The organism is Dyadobacter sp. CY261, from assembly GCF_021440085.1.
Lineage (GTDB): Bacteria > Bacteroidota > Bacteroidia > Cytophagales > Spirosomataceae > Dyadobacter.
Window position 1 is genome coordinate 114,339 of sequence record NZ_JAKCPW010000005.1, and the last position, 18,907, is coordinate 133,245.

General features: G+C 49.5%; 16 protein-coding genes. 4 read left to right on the plus strand and 12 right to left on the minus strand.

What is annotated here, in order from left to right:
* Nucleotides 1-33: 33 nt before the first annotated feature.
* Nucleotides 34-1,053 carry a GlxA family transcriptional regulator gene (locus tag LZD49_RS15555; RefSeq protein ID WP_234668498.1) on the minus strand — a complete coding sequence of 340 codons (1,020 nt, stop codon included), beginning with the start codon at nucleotides 1,051-1,053 and terminating at the stop codon, nucleotides 34-36.
* Between the two features lie 234 nt (nucleotides 1,054-1,287).
* On the opposite strand from LZD49_RS15555, the gene LZD49_RS15560 reads away from it, so the two are divergent.
* Both LZD49_RS15560 and LZD49_RS15565 read left to right on the plus strand, forming a co-directional pair.
* Nucleotides 1,288-1,785, plus strand: a complete 498-nt coding sequence (locus tag LZD49_RS15560) for a DUF1579 domain-containing protein (RefSeq protein WP_234668499.1) — start codon at nucleotides 1,288-1,290, stop codon at nucleotides 1,783-1,785.
* A 409-nt stretch (nucleotides 1,786-2,194) separates the two neighbouring features.
* A complete protein-coding gene (locus tag LZD49_RS15565; protein ID WP_234668500.1) occupies nucleotides 2,195-3,367 on the plus strand; it encodes a M23 family metallopeptidase in 1,173 nt (390 codons plus the stop codon).
* A gap of 75 nt (nucleotides 3,368-3,442) precedes the next feature.
* Here LZD49_RS15565 and LZD49_RS15570 read toward each other — a convergent pair whose 3' ends face one another.
* The 3 genes from LZD49_RS15570 to LZD49_RS15580 all read right to left on the minus strand — a co-directional run bounded on the left by LZD49_RS15570 (nucleotide 3,443) and on the right by LZD49_RS15580 (nucleotide 6,559).
* Entirely contained in the window at nucleotides 3,443-4,516 is a 1,074-nt protein-coding gene (locus LZD49_RS15570) for a sterol desaturase family protein (RefSeq protein ID WP_234668501.1), read from the minus strand.
* A 666-nt stretch (nucleotides 4,517-5,182) separates the two neighbouring features.
* Entirely contained in the window at nucleotides 5,183-6,088 is a 906-nt protein-coding gene (locus tag LZD49_RS15575; protein WP_234668502.1) for a hypothetical protein, read from the minus strand.
* Between the two features lie 45 nt (nucleotides 6,089-6,133).
* Nucleotides 6,134-6,559, minus strand: a complete 426-nt coding sequence (locus tag LZD49_RS15580) for a hypothetical protein (RefSeq protein ID WP_234668503.1) — start codon at nucleotides 6,557-6,559, stop codon at nucleotides 6,134-6,136.
* Between the two features lie 204 nt (nucleotides 6,560-6,763).
* Between LZD49_RS15580 and LZD49_RS15585 the strand changes: the two genes are divergently transcribed.
* Together LZD49_RS15585 and LZD49_RS15590 are read left to right on the plus strand one after the other, a co-directional pair.
* Nucleotides 6,764-8,695: a sensor histidine kinase gene (locus LZD49_RS15585; RefSeq protein WP_234668504.1), complete on the plus strand. Its 1,932-nt coding sequence runs from the start codon at nucleotides 6,764-6,766 to the stop codon at nucleotides 8,693-8,695.
* Between the two features lie 52 nt (nucleotides 8,696-8,747).
* Complete coding sequence (locus LZD49_RS15590) at nucleotides 8,748-9,365, plus strand: response regulator transcription factor (RefSeq protein ID WP_234668505.1); 618 nt, start codon at nucleotides 8,748-8,750, stop codon at nucleotides 9,363-9,365.
* Between the two features lie 3 nt (nucleotides 9,366-9,368).
* On the opposite strand, the gene LZD49_RS15595 is transcribed toward LZD49_RS15590, so the two are convergent.
* The 8 genes from LZD49_RS15595 to LZD49_RS15630 all read right to left on the minus strand — a co-directional run bounded on the left by LZD49_RS15595 (nucleotide 9,369) and on the right by LZD49_RS15630 (nucleotide 18,869).
* Nucleotides 9,369-9,632 (minus strand): Txe/YoeB family addiction module toxin, encoded by a 264-nt coding sequence (locus LZD49_RS15595; protein ID WP_234668506.1) that lies wholly within the window; start codon nucleotides 9,630-9,632, stop codon nucleotides 9,369-9,371.
* Nucleotides 9,623-9,832: a hypothetical protein gene (locus tag LZD49_RS15600; RefSeq protein WP_234668507.1), complete on the minus strand. Its 210-nt coding sequence runs from the start codon at nucleotides 9,830-9,832 to the stop codon at nucleotides 9,623-9,625. Before LZD49_RS15600 ends, LZD49_RS15595 begins: the two co-directional genes overlap by 10 nt.
* Nucleotides 9,833-9,929: 97 nt before the next feature.
* On the minus strand, nucleotides 9,930-11,375 hold the full coding sequence (locus LZD49_RS15605) for an arylsulfatase (RefSeq protein WP_234668508.1): 1,446 nt from the start codon (nucleotides 11,373-11,375) through the stop codon (nucleotides 9,930-9,932).
* Between the two features lie 412 nt (nucleotides 11,376-11,787).
* Nucleotides 11,788-12,159 carry a type II toxin-antitoxin system VapC family toxin gene (locus tag LZD49_RS15610; protein WP_234668509.1) on the minus strand — a complete coding sequence of 124 codons (372 nt, stop codon included), beginning with the start codon at nucleotides 12,157-12,159 and terminating at the stop codon, nucleotides 11,788-11,790.
* A complete protein-coding gene (locus LZD49_RS15615) occupies nucleotides 12,156-12,404 on the minus strand; it encodes a hypothetical protein (RefSeq protein ID WP_234668510.1) in 249 nt (82 codons plus the stop codon). Before LZD49_RS15615 ends, LZD49_RS15610 begins: the two co-directional genes overlap by 4 nt.
* Nucleotides 12,405-12,689: 285 nt before the next feature.
* Complete coding sequence (locus LZD49_RS15620) at nucleotides 12,690-14,078, minus strand: sulfatase (RefSeq protein WP_234668810.1); 1,389 nt, start codon at nucleotides 14,076-14,078, stop codon at nucleotides 12,690-12,692.
* Nucleotides 14,079-14,201: 123 nt separating this feature from the next.
* Nucleotides 14,202-15,797: a RagB/SusD family nutrient uptake outer membrane protein gene (locus LZD49_RS15625; protein ID WP_234668511.1), complete on the minus strand. Its 1,596-nt coding sequence runs from the start codon at nucleotides 15,795-15,797 to the stop codon at nucleotides 14,202-14,204.
* Nucleotides 15,798-15,821: 24 nt separating this feature from the next.
* Nucleotides 15,822-18,869 carry a TonB-dependent receptor gene (locus tag LZD49_RS15630; protein ID WP_234668512.1) on the minus strand — a complete coding sequence of 1,016 codons (3,048 nt, stop codon included), beginning with the start codon at nucleotides 18,867-18,869 and terminating at the stop codon, nucleotides 15,822-15,824.
* Nucleotides 18,870-18,907: the final 38 nt, after the last annotated feature.

Below are 18,907 nucleotides of genomic sequence, written 5' to 3' on the forward strand. Positions count from 1 at the left end.
ATCCCGGATCAGTGCGATCCGGGATTTGCTTTTTTAATCCAGATAGGCCGCCCCACTCATCTGGCGATTCAGCCGCCCTCCGCTTTCCAGACGGGCTATGTTAAATTTTTCCCTATATTCTTTCGGCGTGACGCCGGTGCTCTTCTTGAAAAGCTGCCTGAACGATTTCAGGTCATTATATCCTGAATTAAGCATTACTTCCAGCACACTCTGGTCCGTTTGTGCCAACAGCCTTTTAGCGGCCTCTATACGCGTCCGCTGCAAATACTCGATCGGCGTAACGCCAATGGCTTGTTTAAAACGCCGCACCACATTGCGCCGGCTTGCGGGAATGTCCTGAATAAGCACCTCGATGGTACTACCCTCCTGATATTCTTTTTCGATTTTGCGTTGCGCCATATTTACCAGCCCGTCGCCATGGTTCTGCGGTGGGGCAAATGTGCCAAAATAAGTTTGCTGGTCGCGGTCCATATCGATCGCAAACATTTTAGCGGTTCTTAATGTAAGGTCTTTTCCACAAAAACGCTGGATCAGGTAAAGCATCAAATGAAAACTGCTGGTCGCTCCGCCGCTGGTAAAGATGCCTTTGTCCTCGGTTACCACCGCATCACTTTTGATGATCACATCGGGAAAATTCGTTGCTAATGATTCGGCGGCATCGATGTGCGTGGTCGCGTGCTTCCCATTGAGCAGGCCGGCAGCCGCCAGCAAAAATGCGCCAGTGCAAAAACTCGCAAGCTCCGAACCGTTTTTATATTGCTCCCAAAGCCAGGGAATGCAGGCCTGGTTATTCATGATCGAATGCTGCACGTCCCCCGCCCCGAATGCGGGAATCAGTACCAAGTCTTGCTTGACAAACTGACTGATCGGCTGCATATGGTAAGCTCCGTAGAACTGTCCCGGTTCATTATCCGGTGAAAACAGCGTAATATTAAAAAAATGTGGTTGGTTGGCACGCTCATAAAAGCTATTCACCGATTCGAAGACATCCAGGATAGCCGCTACGCTCAGTAAGCGGTGCCGGTTGGTAATTAGTAGACCTAGTTGTAGCATGTTGTTGATGTGGTTAATCTTTGATTTTCAGACCAAAGCGGGCACCAATATAGAAATTTTTGTCTCAAATACCCCTTACGGTTAGCATATTACGCCGTTGGTTGCTGTCTTATTTTTGTTAAACTTTGGATTAAGAAATTTTAATGTCTTATTGCGGCCACGCGACCTCCTGCGAATGCAATGCAAAAATTCGTCTTGATTCGTGTCTTCGTGATTAATCAAAACCCAACAATCATGTCCAAAAGCAAATTTGAAGCATCCCTGGAAACCGGAGTGCATCACCGACTTCAAAGCTTAGCCGGGACCTGGCAAGGCATCACAAAAACCTGGTTTGAACCGAACGTCCTCGCCGACGAATCCGAGATGACTGGAAGGATCAAATCCATTCTTGGCGGCCGGTTCCTCCTCCACGAATACCAGGGTAGCCTGAACGGCAAGCCATTTGAAGGAATCGCCATTTACGGATTCGACATCGCAAACAACAATTTCCAAATCGCCTGGATCGACAGCTTTCACATGGGAACCGGCACGATGCTTTCCAACGGTACTCCCACCGAGAACGGGTTTTCAGTTTTAGGCCAATACAGCGTCCCCGAATATCCAAACCCCTGGAACTGGCGCACCGTCGCAGAACTCCAAGACGCGGATACGTTGGTCATTACGGCGTACAATATTTCACCCGAAGGCCAGGAAGACAAAGCTACCGAGACAATTTACAAGCGAGTAGGCTAATCAGGAGTTCATGAGTTTTTAGCTGGCCGACCAAGGCCCGTTCAAGGTCATTTTCATATACTATATCCTTGGCTTTTAAACCTAGAAATTCGAAGGTGAACGGGGATTTGATAATGTCGGCGACACTCTGACGCTGCGCATTCTCATCCACGTTCTTAGCTAGCGCGACTGGATAGGTCCAATAGAACTGTCTGAATACTTTAAGGTTTCTGCCGCCAAGCCCTGCTATGGGCAGTGCTTCTGCTAATTCGTCTACCAGCCGCTGCCCGTTACCAGTGAATTAAAATCTGCCATGTTGATGAATGTTTGGTGAGAAAGCCGAAATATCAGGCAACCCCCTCCTCCCCACTTAAACCAATTCCCTAATGGCATGACTTTGTTACCAACCGGCTTACAAAGTCATCAGCAAATGAAACCTCTGAAAAAAATACTGGCATTCAGCATGTTCGCTGCGCTTTGGGCAGCCTGTAAGCCCGTCCCGGTTTCGCATTGGTTCCCGGTAACACCGCAAGAGCACTATGAACGAGAGTTGCTGAAAGCGAAGCTGGAAAAGACGAAGGCCGGCCAAACGTGGTTCAGGATGAGTACCGAAGTACTTTCGGATTCGCTCATTACGATCGCACCATACCAGGAACGAATCTTCCTGGGTGACTCGCTTCCCGCACAGGCATTCAGACTGACGGTGCCGGAAGGTCGAAGGCTGGTTATCACGCCAAATCGGGCGGATTCGGCTGCATTACTGTTTATGGAGCTTTACAAAATCAAACGGAACGGAAAACCGCAACGTTTAGAATACCTTAAAGAAAATGGTGCCGACATTACTTATGAAAATGGCGATCAGGATACTTTACTGCTAAAATTGCAGACCGGACTAAACCAGCAGGTCTCAGTAGCTATATCGTTGCTCACTGAGCCGACATTGGGATTTCCCGTTGCAGGACACAGCATGTCGAGTGTAATCAGCTTTTGGGGTGCAGACCGTGATGCAGGTGCGCGCTCGCACGAAGGAATTGATATTCGTGCCAGACGAGGAACGCCGGCTATTGCGGCGCGCAATGGATTTGTAACCCAGGTGGGTACCAACAATCTGGGAGGAAAGGTAGTATTTATATCGTCGACCGACGTCCCTTACTCGCTGTATTATGCACATTTGGACAGTCAACTGGTTTCAATCGGACAACACGTGACGTTGGGCGACACCCTTGGTTTGGTCGGTAATACGGGAAATGCCATCACGACAGCGCCGCATCTCCATTTTGGCATCTATGCGAGAGGTTCGGGCGCTCTTAATCCATTCCCTTTTATCGACGACCGCAAAGAAAAAATACCCGGGTTACCGGAGACTTCCAAATGGCTTGGCGATACAGTCACTATTAAAAAGAAGGCTAATCTTTACATCGCCCCGCAATTTAAACGTGAGAATTTAGTACGCGCATTACCTGAAAACACCCCTGTCCGCATTGTAGGCGAAACAGCCAAAGGTTATCGCGTGCAACTGTCTGACGGGACAAAAGGCTATATCCCGACGGTGCCGTTTCAAGCTCATCAACCCAAAGCCATTGGCCTCAGTAAAGCCGACTAAACCCGGGGCATGAGCAAAAAGGATGACCATCGGTGCGGCCGATGGTCATCCTTGGTTTAAGACAATGTGGCGATTTTAGGCGACTGCAACAGTAGTGGTATCAGGCTTAAGGGTAACCGTGTCATGTTCCGGTACGACGTCGCCCACCATCGGGCCACCTTGCGCGAGCTCGCTGCCCTCCTTTTTGGATTTGAAGATAGGCCACATAAACTGTGCATACCATTCCTCCTCCTGGTAATGCTGGATCCCATAAGAGGATGGGTATTTACGGGTAATAATGCCGGTTCCGAAGATAATATCCCATAAAAAGAACATATTCCCGAAGTTGCCTTTGTAGTAGCCAATACCATCATCAGAGGTATCAGCATGGTGTGCATGGTGTGTAGCAGGCGTAGAAATCAGTCTTTCCAAAACCCAGCCGATTGGTTTAAGCCATCTGATTTCGTAGAAAGGCTTATCCCAGGGAACGCTCGAATGCGCGCCGGTGGTAATGAATGATTTGATCACTTTCACAAACAATGCTGCATATCCCAGACCGAGGTAAGTCAGCGCCACTGTAAGATATGTCTGCGAAAAAAATATGGTGTAGATAATGTTCTGCCGTCCGGCCATAGCCATACCCATATAAGGTGCGGAGTGGTGAGTGCGATGAAAGCGCCACAGCCAGGGCAACTGATGGTGCAGGCGGTGATACCAGTATTGTGTCAGGTCATCAGCCACGGCGATGATCAGAAAAGCCCACCAGAACGGCACCCAGTCCAGCACGTTTTTAGCATCGGGCAAGATCGCCGGAAGAAGCTTTAACCCGAAATACGCCACAAACGGCTTCACCACCAGTTTTGGCACAACGAAGCAGACGATATCCAGTATCCGCTCGTTTTTCGTCCATTTATTTTCGTAAAGACCTGCCGCAAATTCGATTATCCCCAGTACCAGAACGATCACCGGCAAACCCCAACTGCTCAGGTTTTTGAAAACCGCTTCGATAAATGCTGGTGCCCTAAATGGCAATTCATTGCTGCCTTCCCACGGCTTGTAACCGAAGATTTGGAAGCTGGCAAACATCAATACAATCGGTGCCGTGTACAGCAACACGCTGATCAGACCATCGCGGGTAATTTTCCCGGCCAGTTCTTTGTCCAATTTCATGTAGGATCAATATTTAAAGGTGAATTGAGATGTATCAGCTGAATAATTGCCAGGCAAGCCAGATGCCACCGGCAATAAGTACAAATGGAACGACGGTGAGCAAAATGCCGACGGCGATCTTCCTTATAAGCAACACTGCGTCAGAGAATGTGAACATATGTCAATGGTGATAGTGTACCGGTAAGCCGTAAACGTAACTAGTAGTATGGGAACGGAAATACCCCGGGACAGCGCAGCTGGCAACTGAAATCGCCAACCACCGAAAATTTCAGATGATCAGCCGCGACTGTCGGGCGGGATATTTCCGAGAAATGTCAGATTATCCTGGCTGTTTCAACAACAGCAGTAGAAGTTTGATTTGGAAAAATAAAGCGTGTAGACGCCCCTCCCTGCTCCCCTCGATGGGGCTGTACAAAGTAAATTAACCGCGCTCATATCTAAGATGCCTGGATTAACACTCAGCTCAGGGTGGTTCAGGAGCTTTGCTTTTTTAATAGTATACTAATTTGATAGACAAAGTAAGTTTAATGTTTTCGAAAATGCAATAGCCCGATTCATTTTTTCCTGAAAATAAAAAAATCCGTGGCAACAGTAACGCCCTGTCAGCCACGGATCAGACAGAAAAGGCGTCAATGACACCGGTCTGTCGATTATATATAAACCAATTTATTTCAACTCGGTGAGCCACTGCTTAGCAAATGCGCGGGCGGTATTGGTAGGCGTCGCACCCATTCGGTAGCAGAACTTCCAAACATCACTTTTACCCTCGTAAGCCGCATTCACGAACTTCCTGCGACCATTCACCTCCTTCGTTTGCGCTGCGAAATCGATGCCCTTGCTCTGGTTCAGAAAATCGGTAAGGCGAGCTGTAAGTACCTTTTTGGCATCTTTCGACTTCTCATACTCATCTGCATTGCTCTTTGCATTCCGCGCCAGCGTCTGCTCCGACTGCCGTATCTCGTCGTTCGCCAGGTACTCGGCATACTGCTTCTTGAATGCTTCCATATCGGTTTTCAAGAGCGGCTTAATCTTCTTAAAGAACGCCGCATTCCGTTTCCCGTCTTCGATCTGCTTTTTGAAATCTGCACGTTGTTCGGCTGGAAGGCTGGTAAGCATGCTTTCCATGTCGGCAAACGTCTCGGCAGACTGGATCTGAATATCCACAACCGGCTCCATATCCTTCGCCTGTAACCCTTGAACGCCCTTCAAACGGTTCGCACGGATTTCTTCCTTACGCTTTTCGCTTACGGTTGTTTCCAGTTTCGGATAACGTCTCGCAATTGATTCGCTGTAACGCTTCTGAAAATCCTCCGAGCCGAAATAGGTCTTCATAAACGCCCCGGCTTTCTTAATGGCGATCGCCTGGGCATCAGGTGCCAGTGAGCGACACGCCGACTTCACAGAGCTGCTGAAATAAGGTACATTTCCCGAAGGGTTCTGCAATCCGTTCCAGACGCGGTTTTGAATGTCCTTCTGCGAAATTCCGTATTCTTCAAACTCATCGCTGAAAGTGAAATTCAGGAGTGCAATACAAAAGGTATAGAGGAAAAAGGGTACTATTCTAGTTTTCATGGCTGTAATTGTAATCAAGGGTAATTGGTTTATGGCAATGGAAGTCTATTGCTTGGTGGCGGTCATTTCGTATTCCGCACCTTCAAATACGACGAAAATATTCAGTTTGCCGTCTTTCACATTTCCCACTTTGTCGGTGCCCTCGTAAATATCGATTCCTGTGCTGCCGGCATTTTTCAGGTTCAGCGTACCGATTTCTTCATCAGGCTCGCGGTCACCGTCAATCGTTACTTTCATTTTTGCAGTAACTACTTCCGAAGTGAATTTATCCAGCTGGACGATGACGATTGCCTTGGCTAATTCGAGTGGATACTCTTCTCCGTCTTCCAGCATCCTTGTTACTTTATAACTTCCTGCAACTTTCGAGCTCAATTCCGGGGAGGGGTCATTGTCTTTGTCATCGCAGGCGAACATCAATGTGCTAAGGAACAACAGAGCGAAAATGTTTTTCAAAAATGTGATCTTTTTCATGGCTGTATTGAATTGTTAAAATGATAAATGGATGAGATAATTTTTGCCTTTCGACATGACAAAGGTAGCTTACCGGAAAGGCGGCGATCAATCCTATAAAAGCATGATTTTTAGAAAATCATATGTTTATAGGATATTATTAAAAGGTTTTATTTCAGACTTTTGCCACTGTAATTTTCCAATCCATTCTACTCTCCGGATCCAATGAAATTATTGCTAAGAGCACTTTTACTTGTCTTTTTATACCAGCAGGCGTTTGCACAAAATCCCGATCCGAATGCGATCCTGAAACGCATTCAAACCAGCAAGCAGGACACCAACCGGGTGCTGGCCTATATTGAATACGGACAGTACTTTGAAAACAACAACCTCGACAGCGCCGGCAAATACTACCTTAAAGCCGACGCGCTAAGCGAGCAATTGAACTACGACCTCGGTCGCTTCAAGTTTCGTTCGAACTATACCTATATCCTCAATTTGCAAGGGAAGTTTGAAGAAGGGCTTAAACTGAACCGCGAAAGCCTCGAAATCGCTAAGCGGATGAATCACCAGGTTAATATCGGCAAGAGCCTCAACAATATCGCGGCCAGCTATACCTACATGGGTAATTTCACTCAGGCTATCCAATATTACCAGCAAGCGGCAAGCCAGTTCGACAAGCTGGGTATGAAGGTGTTTTTACCCAGGCTCTATATCAGTATCGGCTCGGCATTCGAGCATGCGAATCTGTTCAACAAATCGATCGTCTACAAGCAAAAGGCACTGCAGCTGGCCCGACCTATGAAAGATAGCCTGCAACTCGCCGACATCCTGACGAACATTGGCGGCTCGTATTTCAACCTCAAGCGGTACAAAGAAAGTATTGCGCATTTCAAGGAGGGGCTGGTTGTGGCTGAAAAAATTCATTCGGACATATTTGTCACACAAGCCTACATTGGGCTCTGCCGCACCAGCCGACTGCAAAAAAATCTGGATGAAGCATGGGTCTACGGCCAGAAAGGTCTTGATCTGGCCCGAAAATCCGGTAATGTATTTCTCGAAATAGATTGTCTGCGGGCATTGATGTTCCTGGCAGAAGACAGCAAGAAACTGGATTTGTCGGCCAAATACACCAAAGAAGCACTCGCTATCGCCGAAGCCAACAATATGACGGATCATTTGGTGGAACTGTACGAAGACTACGCGACTGACCTGGCACGGGAGAACAACTATAAAGGCGCCTACGATTACCTGATGAAATATTCGATCCTGAACGACTCGATTCAGGGAATTGACATACAAAAACAATTGCAGGAACTCGACACCAAATACCTGACAGCGCAAAAGGAAAAGCAGATTGTTACCCTTGAATCGGAAAAACAGACCCGCAACATATTAATATATGGCCTCATTGCAGGGCTGGTTGGCCTGCTGGTGATTGCGGTCCTCGTTTACCGGAACATCGCCTTCCGCAAGCGTGTAGCCGAGCAGGAAGTATTGCAATTGCAACAGGAAAAGCAGCTTGTTGCAACCAATTCCATTTTGAAAGGACAAGAAGAAGAACGCACCCGCGTAGCCCGCGACCTGCATGATGGTCTGGGCGGACTGTTATCTGGTATTAAATTAACCTTGAATTCCGTGAAAGGAAATGTAATCCTGCCCGAGGAAAGCGCCATGACGTTTACCAGGGCCCTGACCCAGCTCGACGGCGCCATTAGCGAAATGCGCCGCGTAGCCCACAGCATGATGCCCGAATCGCTTGTACGGTTCGGATTAATCGATGCCCTGAGCGATTTTTGTGAAGGTATCAGCGCATCCGGCAGACTGAAAGTAACCATGCAGGCCTTCGGCTTCGACGACCAGCGCCTCGACTCCCAGGTAGAAGTGGTGCTTTACCGGATTATCCAGGAGCTACTCAACAACGTTCTCAAATACGCCGACGCCAGCGAAGCGCAGGTCCAGCTTACCTGGGTCGATCATAATGTGAGTGTGACGGTCGAGGATAATGGAAAAGGTTTCGACATTAAAAGTCTCGAGCAGAACAAAGGGGCCGGGCTACGCAATGTGCAAGCCCGCGTCGATTACCTGAACGGCACGCTCGACATTCAATCCAAGCCGGGCGAAGGCACGTCGGTCCTTGTTGAAGTCGCACTCTGAAAAACCGATAGCAATGCCAGAAATGGCTTTATAACCTTACTAAAAAGAACTTATGAGTGTCAGAATTCTCATTGTAGACGACCACCCGCTGGTATTGGAAGGACTTAAATCACTGTTAGCCGACGTCGAAGGCGTGCAGGTGGTCGGAACGGCGACCAATGCGATTGAAGCCATTGCGTTTTTAAAAAACAACGAAGTCGACATCGCATTCCTGGACATTAACCTCCCCGACATCAGCGGGATTGACCTTTGTAAAAAAGTAAAGGAGCAATTCCCGGACGTGAAAACACTTGCGTTAAGCACGTTCAACGAACGGGCCTACGTGTCGCGCATGATCCAGAACGGGGCATCGGGTTATTTGATCAAGAGCTCTGGAAAGGAAGATATTCTGGAAGCGATTGCTCAGGTGCAAGCCGGCGGCTATTTCATGAACGTCCAGTTCGACCAGGTAACACCCGCCACCGCGCCCAAAACGGTGCCGTTTTTAACCCGCCGCGAAAAGGAAGTGCTCATCTTAATTGCCGAAGGATTGACGAATCCCCAAATCGCAGAGCAGCTATTTATAAGTGTAACCACCGTCAACAGCCACCGCCAGAATCTGTTGATCAAATTCGAAGTGTCAAATACCGCCTCGCTGATTAAGTTGGCTGCTGGATTGGGGTTGCTTTAACAGTTACTTAGCGTAATGAAACCGGCATTGAACGACGGTGATTTTATCTCCCTGTACAGCATAGACTAGTCGATGCTCGTCGTTAATGCGGCTTGACCAGAAACCCGACAACTCATGTTTGAGCGGTTCTGGCTTGCCGATCCCTGCAAACGGCGATTGGGATATAGATTCCAAGAGAATGCGAATTCTTTTCAGGATCGTTTCATTCCCGGTTTGCTTCCAATAAGTTAGTTGAGATAGTGCCTTGGGGGTGAACTCTATTTCCATATATCGTCGAGGCCAAGTTGGTGCGTTTTACCGGCCCGGGCTTCTTCAATGGAGTCTAAAAGTTCAGTGGTATTAGAGGAATTGCTGAGTAGATATTCAGTTGTATCCTGCTCTGCACGGAATGTGATCCCGACAGTTTCAAGAAATGCTTTGACAGTGGCGATCTGATCGTTGTCGCCTTCGATGATTAATGTTGCCATGCTCCAATCGATTTAAAGTTAAAGATAACATTTTTACCTCAACTGAAACAACAATGCCTCCGTGACCACTCATTCGTTGGTCAGGGAGGCATTTGTACTAATTAGTCGCCAGACTTCCGAATGGGAAAATGGTTGACGAAACGTGCGCCCGGTTCATGATCTGGCCTAGCTCTTTGGCTTTATCAGGAAATTGCGGCGTGAGATTATTCTTTTCCTGCGGGTCTTTGGAAAGATCATAGAGCTCTACCAGTGCGTCGGGATTGCCGGCAGCTTTCAGCCGAACGGCCTTCCAGTTGCCCTGCCGCACAGCCTGCCTACCGCCCTGCTCGTGAAATTCCCAGTACAGATAGTCGTGCTCCTTCTGCGTCGGCTTGCCTTTTAGCGCATCGGTGAATGAAATGCCGTCGATATTGCGTGGTGCCTGGGCATTAGCCAGCTCTGCAAACGTGGGAAGCACGTCCCAGAATGCGCCAATGTAATCGCTTTTAGAACCGGGCTTGATCACCGCAGGCCAGCGTGCGGCAAATGGCTCGCGGATGCCGCCTTCGTACAGATCGCGCTTCACACCACGGAAACCGGCGCTGCTGTTGAAGAACTTGGGGTCCGCACCGCCTTCTATATGCGGACCATTGTCGCTGGTGAAGATGATGAGCGTGTTTTTGTCCAGCCCCTTTTCCTTTAATTTATTCAAAACTTCCCCTACATACAGGTCGAGGCGTGCCACCATGGCTGCGAAAGTTGCATGCGGATATTCCTGAGAAGCATAACCACCGCCCGTTGCACCTGGGCCATAATCAGCTCCTTTGTATGGCTTTTCTTCAAATTTTCCTTTATAATGACGGAACAGGCTGTCGTCGGGTACAACCAGCTCCGCATGCGGCAGAATGTAGGGTAAAAACAGGAAAAACGGCTGCTTCCCATCCTGGGCGTCCACAAAGCTGAGTGCCTTTTTCTGAATCAGGTCAGGCGCGTATTCTTTATTGTGAATAAGCGCTTTGTTTCCTTCCAGCGGTATTTTTTTATTGTTATCCCAAAGGTGTTCCGGGTAGTAGCGATGCGCCAGGCTCTGGCAATTGTAACCATAAAAACGATCAAACCCTTGCTTGTTAGGGTCACCCTCGGACCCCACCGGTCCCAATCCCCATTTCCCGAAAGCACCCGTTACATACCCGGATTTTTTCAGGATTTCGGCAAGTGTAATGACCGAATCGGCAATGGGCTGCTGGCCTTCCGGCTCCACACTTTTGTTGCCCCGAATGTAGGTATGCCCCGTGTGCTGGCCCGTGAGCAACGAAGAACGCGAAGGGGCGCATACGGAGGTTCCTGCATAAAACTGGTTGAAAATCATCCCCTCTCTGGCCAGCCGGTCGATATTCGGCGTCCTGATCAGCTTTTGACCATTGAAACCGACATCGCCGTAGCCAAGGTCGTCGGCCAGGATGAACACGATATTCGGGCGGGCCGATTTCGGCGCCTGGGCCTGGGAACGGTGGTATAGGAACGAAGCGCTTAGGAGGAAGACTAAAAACAAATACCTTTTCATTTTGTGGAGTAGGTTAATATATTTCAGAAAGACATTTCAACCCATGGATTACTTGGGTCGAGCCGCGTGTATGTCTTGAAAATTGGGAGAATAAGCCTGTTCCGGCGGTGTTCAAGCCAGATTTACAAAATCCGGAGATTGGGAGGACAAAAAGCGAAATGCGGTGTATCTTTGTTTCCGATACCCTACGACAGCCCGGACGACCGGCATGAATTGACAACCACCGAAAATTCCGGCAAGTCGCGCCAGGACTGTCTTTTAGGGTATCGGAAAAGCAGATACATTCTGAATATCGCCAACCGGAAGACCGATATAATCTACTTGTTGGATAGACAAAGTAAGGATAAATCATTCAAACAAACAATAAGCATCCTCAAAAGATTTTTTGTTTTTTTGACATCCACCTCGGTCTCTATCCCAGAAGTTTCACAGGGTAATGTTGAAACTTCTCATCGTCTGTCAGCAACCCCAAGTTTTCCACCCGCGCCTGCGCGATCAGTAATCGATCAAAAGGGTCCTTATGAATTATGGGAAGCTGCTGATATGCAGTTAAATGCGATACTCGAATGTCCAGTAATTGTATCTCCGCCGGAACCAGGCTATCAATTGGATTGGGAATCGTCAGCTTAAACAACCCGGCTTTGATAGCGATTTCCCAAAGCGAGCCGATACTAAAAAATAGCTCGTTTTGCTTATCATCAATCAGGTCAATGTGCGCTTTCCTAAGCCTTTCATCGTCGGTGAGAAACCACAGAAGTATGTGGGTATCCAGCAATATTTTCATTCAAGTGCATTAAAATCTGTTAGTTCATCCGTGAAATTATCGGGAACGCGAGATATAATGCCTTTGCCTGAGCCTCTTTTCAGTTCGAGCTTTGATGCGTCAGAAGATTCGCAAAACAAGTGGTATGCCCATTCCAGCTTATCCCTGAACTCCTTGTCATGCAAGGTTTCCAGTTGCAGTTTGAGCAATTCATTTTCCTTCTTCAATGCATCAAAATCCTCTTGAGAAATCACCGGAGCACCCATGGCTTAGAATTTTCATGATAGGTAAATTTAAGATAAGTACTCCTGAAATGCAAGGTTACTTCATAGCGATTGGCTGTGGCTGTGATCCGCTGGATATTCTGCACCCGACCGCTGATTCTAACTTTCCAAATGTCATAGTTCTTTTGCATATCCAACCGTCCTCACGCAGGATGGCGCCGGGATGCACAGGGTTAATTTCACTTTCCATATGATGTAGCGTGTCACCCCGAGGGTTAAAAATATTTTCAGCAGTAATACATTGACTACTGCTGAAAAGGCTATCTTCTATTTTTTAGCGGCGCGACCGATCTCCCGAACGTTTTTACCGGTGCGTTGCTGCAAGTCATCACCCATGTCTTCACGGGCGGCTTCGGCGATTTTTTCGAGGTCGGCTACGATTTCGGGGTTTTGTTCTAACACGTCGTAGCGTTCCGATGGGTCGCGGGCGAGGTTGTACAGTGCTTTCGGGAACTGGTGATCTTCGGGCGCGGGGCCGGGCTGACCGTTTTTACCGGGGAGTGAACCTTCGTAGGTGCGGCCGGGATGGGCGAATACCAGCTTCCAATCGCCTTTGCGGACGGCCTCGAGGCTGTTTTTACGGTAATAGTAAAGGAAACTTTCGCGCGGCGTTTGTGTATCGTCGCCTTTGAGCAATGCACTGAAATCGAGACCGTCGATCTTTTCTTTCGGCAATTTACCGCCGGTGATTTTGGCGATGGTAGGCAGCACGTCAAGCGTTGAAAGGAGCTTGTTGGATACCCGTCCTGCCGGAATGACGCCTGGCCAGCGCATGATGCATGGCTCCCGCTGGCCGCCTTCGAACGACGTTCCTTTGCCTTCGCGGAAACCGCCCGCTGAGCCTGCGTGGTCGCCGTAGTTGAGCCAGGGACCATTATCACTCGTGAAAATCACCAATGTGTTGTTGTCCAAACCCTGCGCTTTGAGCTCCTTCATGATCTCCCCAACCGACCAGTCGAGTTCCATCATCACATCGCCAAAAATACCTCGCTGGCTTTTGCCTCGAAACTTCGCCGAGGCGGCCAGGGGCACGTGTGGCAGCGGGTGCGGCACATATAAGAAGAAGGGCTTGTTCTTGTTCCTTTTGATAAATGAAACAGCCTTTTCGGTAATTGTCGGAGTCAGTTCGCTGGCATCTTCCAGGTTTTTGATCTCCTTACCCGCTTTGTTTCCATCAATCCAGTGCAGCGGCGGATATTTGGCACGCTCCTGCCAGGGGTGCAATGGCCACATGTCGTGCGAGTAAGGCACGCCGTAATATTCGTCAAATCCTTGCTGCAAGGGCAAAAATTCCTGGTCGCTGCCCAAATGCCATTTCCCGAAAATACCGGTCGCGTAACCTTGCGCTTTCACGATTTCCGCAATAGTCTCTTCCTTGGGGTTCAATCCCACACCCACATTCGGCCCAAATGCTCCTGAAATGCCCAAACGGTTGGGATAACAACCTGTGAGCAATGCGGCACGGGAGGCGCTGCATACGGCCTGTGCAGCCATGAAGTTGGTAAAACGGGTGCCCTCCGCGGCCATTTTATCGAGGTTAGGCGTTGTGTAACCCAATGCGCCATTCACCGACAAATCGCCGTAGCCGAGGTCATCAATGAAGAATAGAACGATATTAGGCGTTTTCGCAGCTGGTTTCTCGGGCTGGAAGGCCATGAGCAGGCAAACGCCGGTTGATACCAGTAGCAGGGAAAGTATTCGAAACATGGTTAATGTGGTTAAGGTAAAGGGTGGGAGAAACGTCACGAGCGAGGCCGGCGCCATCTCTCCCAAAAATAACTACCAGTTTGGATTTTGTTTCAGGTTCGGGTTCAAGTCGCGCTCCTTCTGCGGGATGGGCCACAGATAGTGACGGCTTGCGTCAAACACCCGGTCGGACGACGCGGCTTGTACGGTGACCAGCTTTCCGCTGGCATCCGGATAAGTAATGCCAAACACCGGTCCCTGCAACACCTGCTCGGCAATTTTCCAGCGGCGGATATCAAATAGCCGCTGGCCTTCAAATGCGAGTTCCACCGTCCGCTCCCTTCTTACAATTTCCCGCAATGCAGCCTGGGTAGTGGCGGTTACCGATGGCTGTTTCACATCCGCACGGCCATTCCGCACCTGGTTGATCGCCGCCAGCACGCTCGCGTCGGTCTGCCCCAGCTCGATCCTGGCCTCGGCGTAAGTCAGCAAAACTTCGGCGTAGCGCAGGAGAATGATGTTAATGCCGCTGTTGGTCGGGTTGGCGTAATCCTCCGTGTTGATATACTTTTTAATATTAAAGCCGGTGGTGGAAGCAATGTACGTACTACCGATCGCATCGGCTGTTCCGCTTGTAGGGCGGGGTTGGAAGGTGATGCCGCTGGGCAATGGGTCGCCTTCAAGAAAAACTGAGAATTTCAAACGCGGATCGCGATTGGCATAAGGCTTGGCCGGGTCGTAGCCGCTGCCTGCGTCGGTAATCTTTTTGCCTTGCAGCGTTTCGTAGGTATCCACCAGCGCCTTGGTAGGAACATAGGTACTGCCGCCGTTCTTCTGGCTGTATGGCGCAAGCAAGGAAAATACGTTGTTTTGAGAAATGTCCTTCAAATACTGCTTGTCCAAAAGCACTTCCTTGTTGTTCTCCGCCGCGTAGCTGAACAGTTTTTCATAGGAGTCGTTCAATCCATAAACGCCCAGCTTGATCACCTGATCCGCAGCATCGGCGGCTTTCTGGTAGCGTCCCGCATACAAATCAGCCCTCGCCAGCAAGCCCAATGCAGCGCCTTTGGTAAACCGGCCTTTATCGGCAGCGCCGTAAGTGGCCGGCAGTAATGCAGCAGCTTCGGTCAGTTCCTTTTCTACAAAGTTCCAGATCTCTTCGACCGGTGTGTTGGTAAGCGCGCGGCCTTCATCAATGCTGATCGACGACGTTACCAATGGCACCGGACCGAACAAACCCGCCAGTTTCAGATATTGATATGCACGCAATGCTTTGGCCTCCCCTTTCAGCTGGTTGATCAGCGCAGTGTTGGTGCTGGGCACTTTATCAACGTTTTCCAAAAAATAGTTAACGCCGCGAATGCCGCGATACGCCCTTCTCCATTCATCATAAATCACAGAACTCGTCGCATCGTAGCTACCCGCTTCAATGTAAGCCGCCACATTGAAGCTTTGGTTGGTATGTGCCAAATCGGTAATGCCATCCCAGGTAACGGCGGTGGTGCTGTCCAGATCAGTATACAATGAATTAACGGCAAGTTTGGCGTCGTTTTCGGTTTTCCAGAACAAGTCTTCGGAAAGTCGGTCGTTAGGCACGGTTTCGAGCAAGCCCGAGTCGCAGGAGGCCAGACTGAGGGTCAGGATTGCGATTCCTGCGTACATGGTATGTTTGAATGTATTTGTTTTCATAAGTCAAATGCTTTTAGCTGCCGGTTAGAATGAGAGGTTCAAACCAAAAGTGTACAATGCTGTTTGCGGGAAATACACCGCTCGGCCTGACGGCACCTCGGGGTCGAGGTTCCAGTCGTTCAGCTTGGAGAAAGTGAGCAGGTTGGTCGCCGAAGTGTAAATGCGAATGCGGCTTACGTGCAGTTTGCTCACAATTTCCGTCGGAATGTTATAGGCCAGCTGCACGTTTTTGAGGCGCAAATAAGAGCCGTCGATCACGAGCCTGTCGGAAGTGGCCACGTTACGCAAGTCGAATTTCACCGGGCGGGGGAAACGGGCGCCGGTATTTTCGGGTGTCCAGTAGTTGTTGGTATAAATCTCATGGGTGAACCCTTCCTGATTACCCATTTCGGCCAATGCACCGGCTAGGCGGGCATCCACTTTTGCCGCGCCCTGGAACAAAATGCTCAGGTCAAATCCTTTGTAGGAGAAATCGCCATTGAGACCGAATGTATATTTCGGGAAAGAGTTACCAATCGCCGTCATGTCGTCCGCATTGATCTTTCCGTCTCCATTGCGATCGATATATTTCACGTCGCCTGGCTTGGTGTTGGCTGCGTAGGTCGCCTTATATTCGGTGATTTCCTGCTGCGTTTGAAACAGCCCATCCGTTTGGTAGCCCCAAAGTGTGTTAATCGGCAAGCCTTTCGCGATAATATAGCGCGGGTCGATGTCGGAGCCGGTAATGTAGGGGCCGGTGCCTTTCAGGTCTGTCACTTTATTTTCATTAATACTCAAATTACCTCCCACACTGTACCGGAAACCGGATGCATTAGCCGCACCGCGGTAATTTAAACTGAATTCCCAGCCCTTGTTTTCCACCGATCCTGCATTTTGCGGCGGTGCTTTCAATCCGATCGTTGCCGGAATGTCTAGGTTCAAAAGAATGTCGTCGGTCGATTTGCGATAGTAATCGGCGGTCAGCGTCAATCGCTTGTCGAGGAATGTCGCGTCCAGACCAAGGTCGAGCTGGGTGGTCGATTCCCAGCCCAGGCCGGTATTCGCCAATGTGGTTGGGCGGTAACCTTGCACGGGCATGCCTCCGAAACTGTAACCCAAGGACGTCAATGCGGAATAGTAGCTGTACAAATCCACGGACTGATTTCCGGTAATACCCCATGAACCGCGCACTTTGAAGTCGTTCACAGCTTTTTCAAGTCCCTGCCAGAAGTTTTCCTTCGAAATCCGCCATCCCGCCGAGAATGAAGGGAAAACGCTGTATTGCTTCGAACCGGTAAATTTGGAAGAACCGTCATAACGGGCATTGGCTTCGAACAGGTATTTTTCTTTGTAATCGTAATTGACCCGACCGAAAAATGAGCGCAGGCCGTATTCGGCGTCGTTACCGCTGTTGCTTTTCGTACCGTCGTTGGCCCCCTGACCAATCGAGCCGATGTCATTGTTATAGAACCGTTCGCGGTATGCCGAAAGGAAAGTTTGCGTATTCCCGATCTGCGAATAACCTACCAATGCCTTCAAACCATGGTCACCAAAGCTTTTTTCGTAGGTCAGCAAGTTGTTGATCGTGTATTCGCGCAGGGTGTTCCGAACCTCCGTCAGCGAGTTGATCGCCACCGTTTTGGTGATGTTCGTATTCTTGTCGGTATTGGTGTAGGCGTTGGTGTAGTTTTTCTGGTTGGTGAATGTGCCCCTACCGGCGATCTGGGTCGAGAACGTGAGGCCTTCGGCAATGTCGAAGTCGGCTTTTACGTAACCTGCCAGGTAGTCGGTCACCTGCCGCGACTGGCCACCTATTTCATTGAACATCAATGGATTATTCCCTTGCGTGCTCAATCCGTAAGTGCCATCCGCATATTTGGGAACCGCCCATAATGTGCCGTGAAAAAAGTTGTTCAATGGCTGCGGGGGATTTGGACCCGAGTTATTTACGGTCGGATTCAGTGCGCGGGCGTAGCGGTAGTTAATGTCGCCGCTCACGCGCAGGCGCTTGGAAACAGTGTAATCCGTATTGAGGCGAAACTCACCGATTTTATTGGAATACCCTGAAATTACACCCTGCTGATCCTGAAAACGGGCGCTTAGCCTTGTCCGGATCACATCCGTGCCGCCGGCTACCGAAATCGTATGATTTTGCTGAGGCGCAGACCGAAGCATGGTTTCGAACCACGTATTAGGCATCGGATATTTCTCACGATCGGTCGCATTCACATAATCCTGAATGGATTGTTCGGTAAAACGTGCCGGAACGGCCAGACCGGCATTCGTGTAAGCAGCCACCTGCTCGCGCATATATGCCTCGATTCCCATCATTTTAGGCACATTGTTGGATTTCTGAATGGCATAATAGCCGTGGTAATCTACCTGCACTTTGCCTCCTTTGGCACGTTTGGTCGTCACGAGCACTACCCCGTTCGTCGCACGCGAACCGTAAATGGCTGTCGAAGAAGCGTCTTTCAGGACGGAAACGGATTCAATATCGTCCGGGTTAATGTCGCTCAGGCGCTGCTCGATCCCGTCGACGATCACCAATGCGTCATTTTTTCCCAGGTCGTAACCGCTGGTACTGCTGCCATTGATATTGAATGTGGTAATCCCGCGAACACGGATATTGGTATTCGACTTACCCGGCGAACCGCCCTGATCGAGCACCGTCACACCCGGCATCAGCCCTTGAAGCGACTGTTGGATATTTGATACCGGCCGTTTGGTAATCGCGTCCCCGCTGATTTGCGACACGGAATTGGTGAGCGCATTGCGTTTTTGCGTACCATAGCCGACTACGATCAGCTCGTCAAGCTGCTTGGTATCGGCAGCCAGCTTAATGTCGATCACCGTACGGCCTTTTACGGAAACCTCCTGGGTAACGTACCCGATACCCGAGAAAACCAGGACGCCGTCGGACGGTGTATTGATCTCGAATTTACCATCAACGTCGGTCGACGTGCCGGTAAGCGTGTTTTTTACAACAATATTGACGCCCGGCACCGAGCTGTTATCGGTAGCAGACGTAACGGTGCCCGTCACCGCGATGTTCTGGGCATAGGCACTGAGGCCAAAGAGCAGGAATACCATAAGTAGGCGACTTCCCCTCAGAAGAGCATTTTTAGATA

Bases quoted from the DNA above. Each gene is read 5' to 3' on its own strand.
- LZD49_RS15620 (WP_234668810.1), bottom strand. From the start codon at position 14,078: ATGGCCTTCCAGCCCGAGAAACCAGCTGCGAAAACGCCTAATATCGTT.
- LZD49_RS15590 (WP_234668505.1), top strand. From the start codon at position 8,748: ATGAGTGTCAGAATTCTCATTGTAGACGACCACCCGCTGGTATTGGAA.
- LZD49_RS15615 (WP_234668510.1), bottom strand. From the start codon at position 12,404: ATGGGTGCTCCGGTGATTTCTCAAGAGGATTTTGATGCATTGAAGAAG.
- LZD49_RS15610 (WP_234668509.1), bottom strand. From the start codon at position 12,159: ATGAAAATATTGCTGGATACCCACATACTTCTGTGGTTTCTCACCGAC.
- LZD49_RS15570 (WP_234668501.1), bottom strand. From the start codon at position 4,516: ATGAAATTGGACAAAGAACTGGCCGGGAAAATTACCCGCGATGGTCTG.
- LZD49_RS15555 (WP_234668498.1), bottom strand. From the start codon at position 1,053: ATGCTACAACTAGGTCTACTAATTACCAACCGGCACCGCTTACTGAGC.
- LZD49_RS15630 (WP_234668512.1), bottom strand. From the start codon at position 18,869: ATGGTATTCCTGCTCTTTGGCCTCAGTGCCTATGCCCAGAACATCGCG.
- LZD49_RS15565 (WP_234668500.1), top strand. From the start codon at position 2,195: ATGAAACCTCTGAAAAAAATACTGGCATTCAGCATGTTCGCTGCGCTT.
- LZD49_RS15560 (WP_234668499.1), top strand. From the start codon at position 1,288: ATGTCCAAAAGCAAATTTGAAGCATCCCTGGAAACCGGAGTGCATCAC.
- LZD49_RS15585 (WP_234668504.1), top strand. From the start codon at position 6,764: ATGAAATTATTGCTAAGAGCACTTTTACTTGTCTTTTTATACCAGCAG.
- LZD49_RS15580 (WP_234668503.1), bottom strand. From the start codon at position 6,559: ATGAAAAAGATCACATTTTTGAAAAACATTTTCGCTCTGTTGTTCCTT.
- LZD49_RS15595 (WP_234668506.1), bottom strand. From the start codon at position 9,632: ATGGAAATAGAGTTCACCCCCAAGGCACTATCTCAACTAACTTATTGG.
- LZD49_RS15605 (WP_234668508.1), bottom strand. From the start codon at position 11,375: ATGAAAAGGTATTTGTTTTTAGTCTTCCTCCTAAGCGCTTCGTTCCTA.
- LZD49_RS15600 (WP_234668507.1), bottom strand. From the start codon at position 9,832: ATGGCAACATTAATCATCGAAGGCGACAACGATCAGATCGCCACTGTC.
- LZD49_RS15575 (WP_234668502.1), bottom strand. From the start codon at position 6,088: ATGAAAACTAGAATAGTACCCTTTTTCCTCTATACCTTTTGTATTGCA.
- LZD49_RS15625 (WP_234668511.1), bottom strand. From the start codon at position 15,797: ATGAAAACAAATACATTCAAACATACCATGTACGCAGGAATCGCAATC.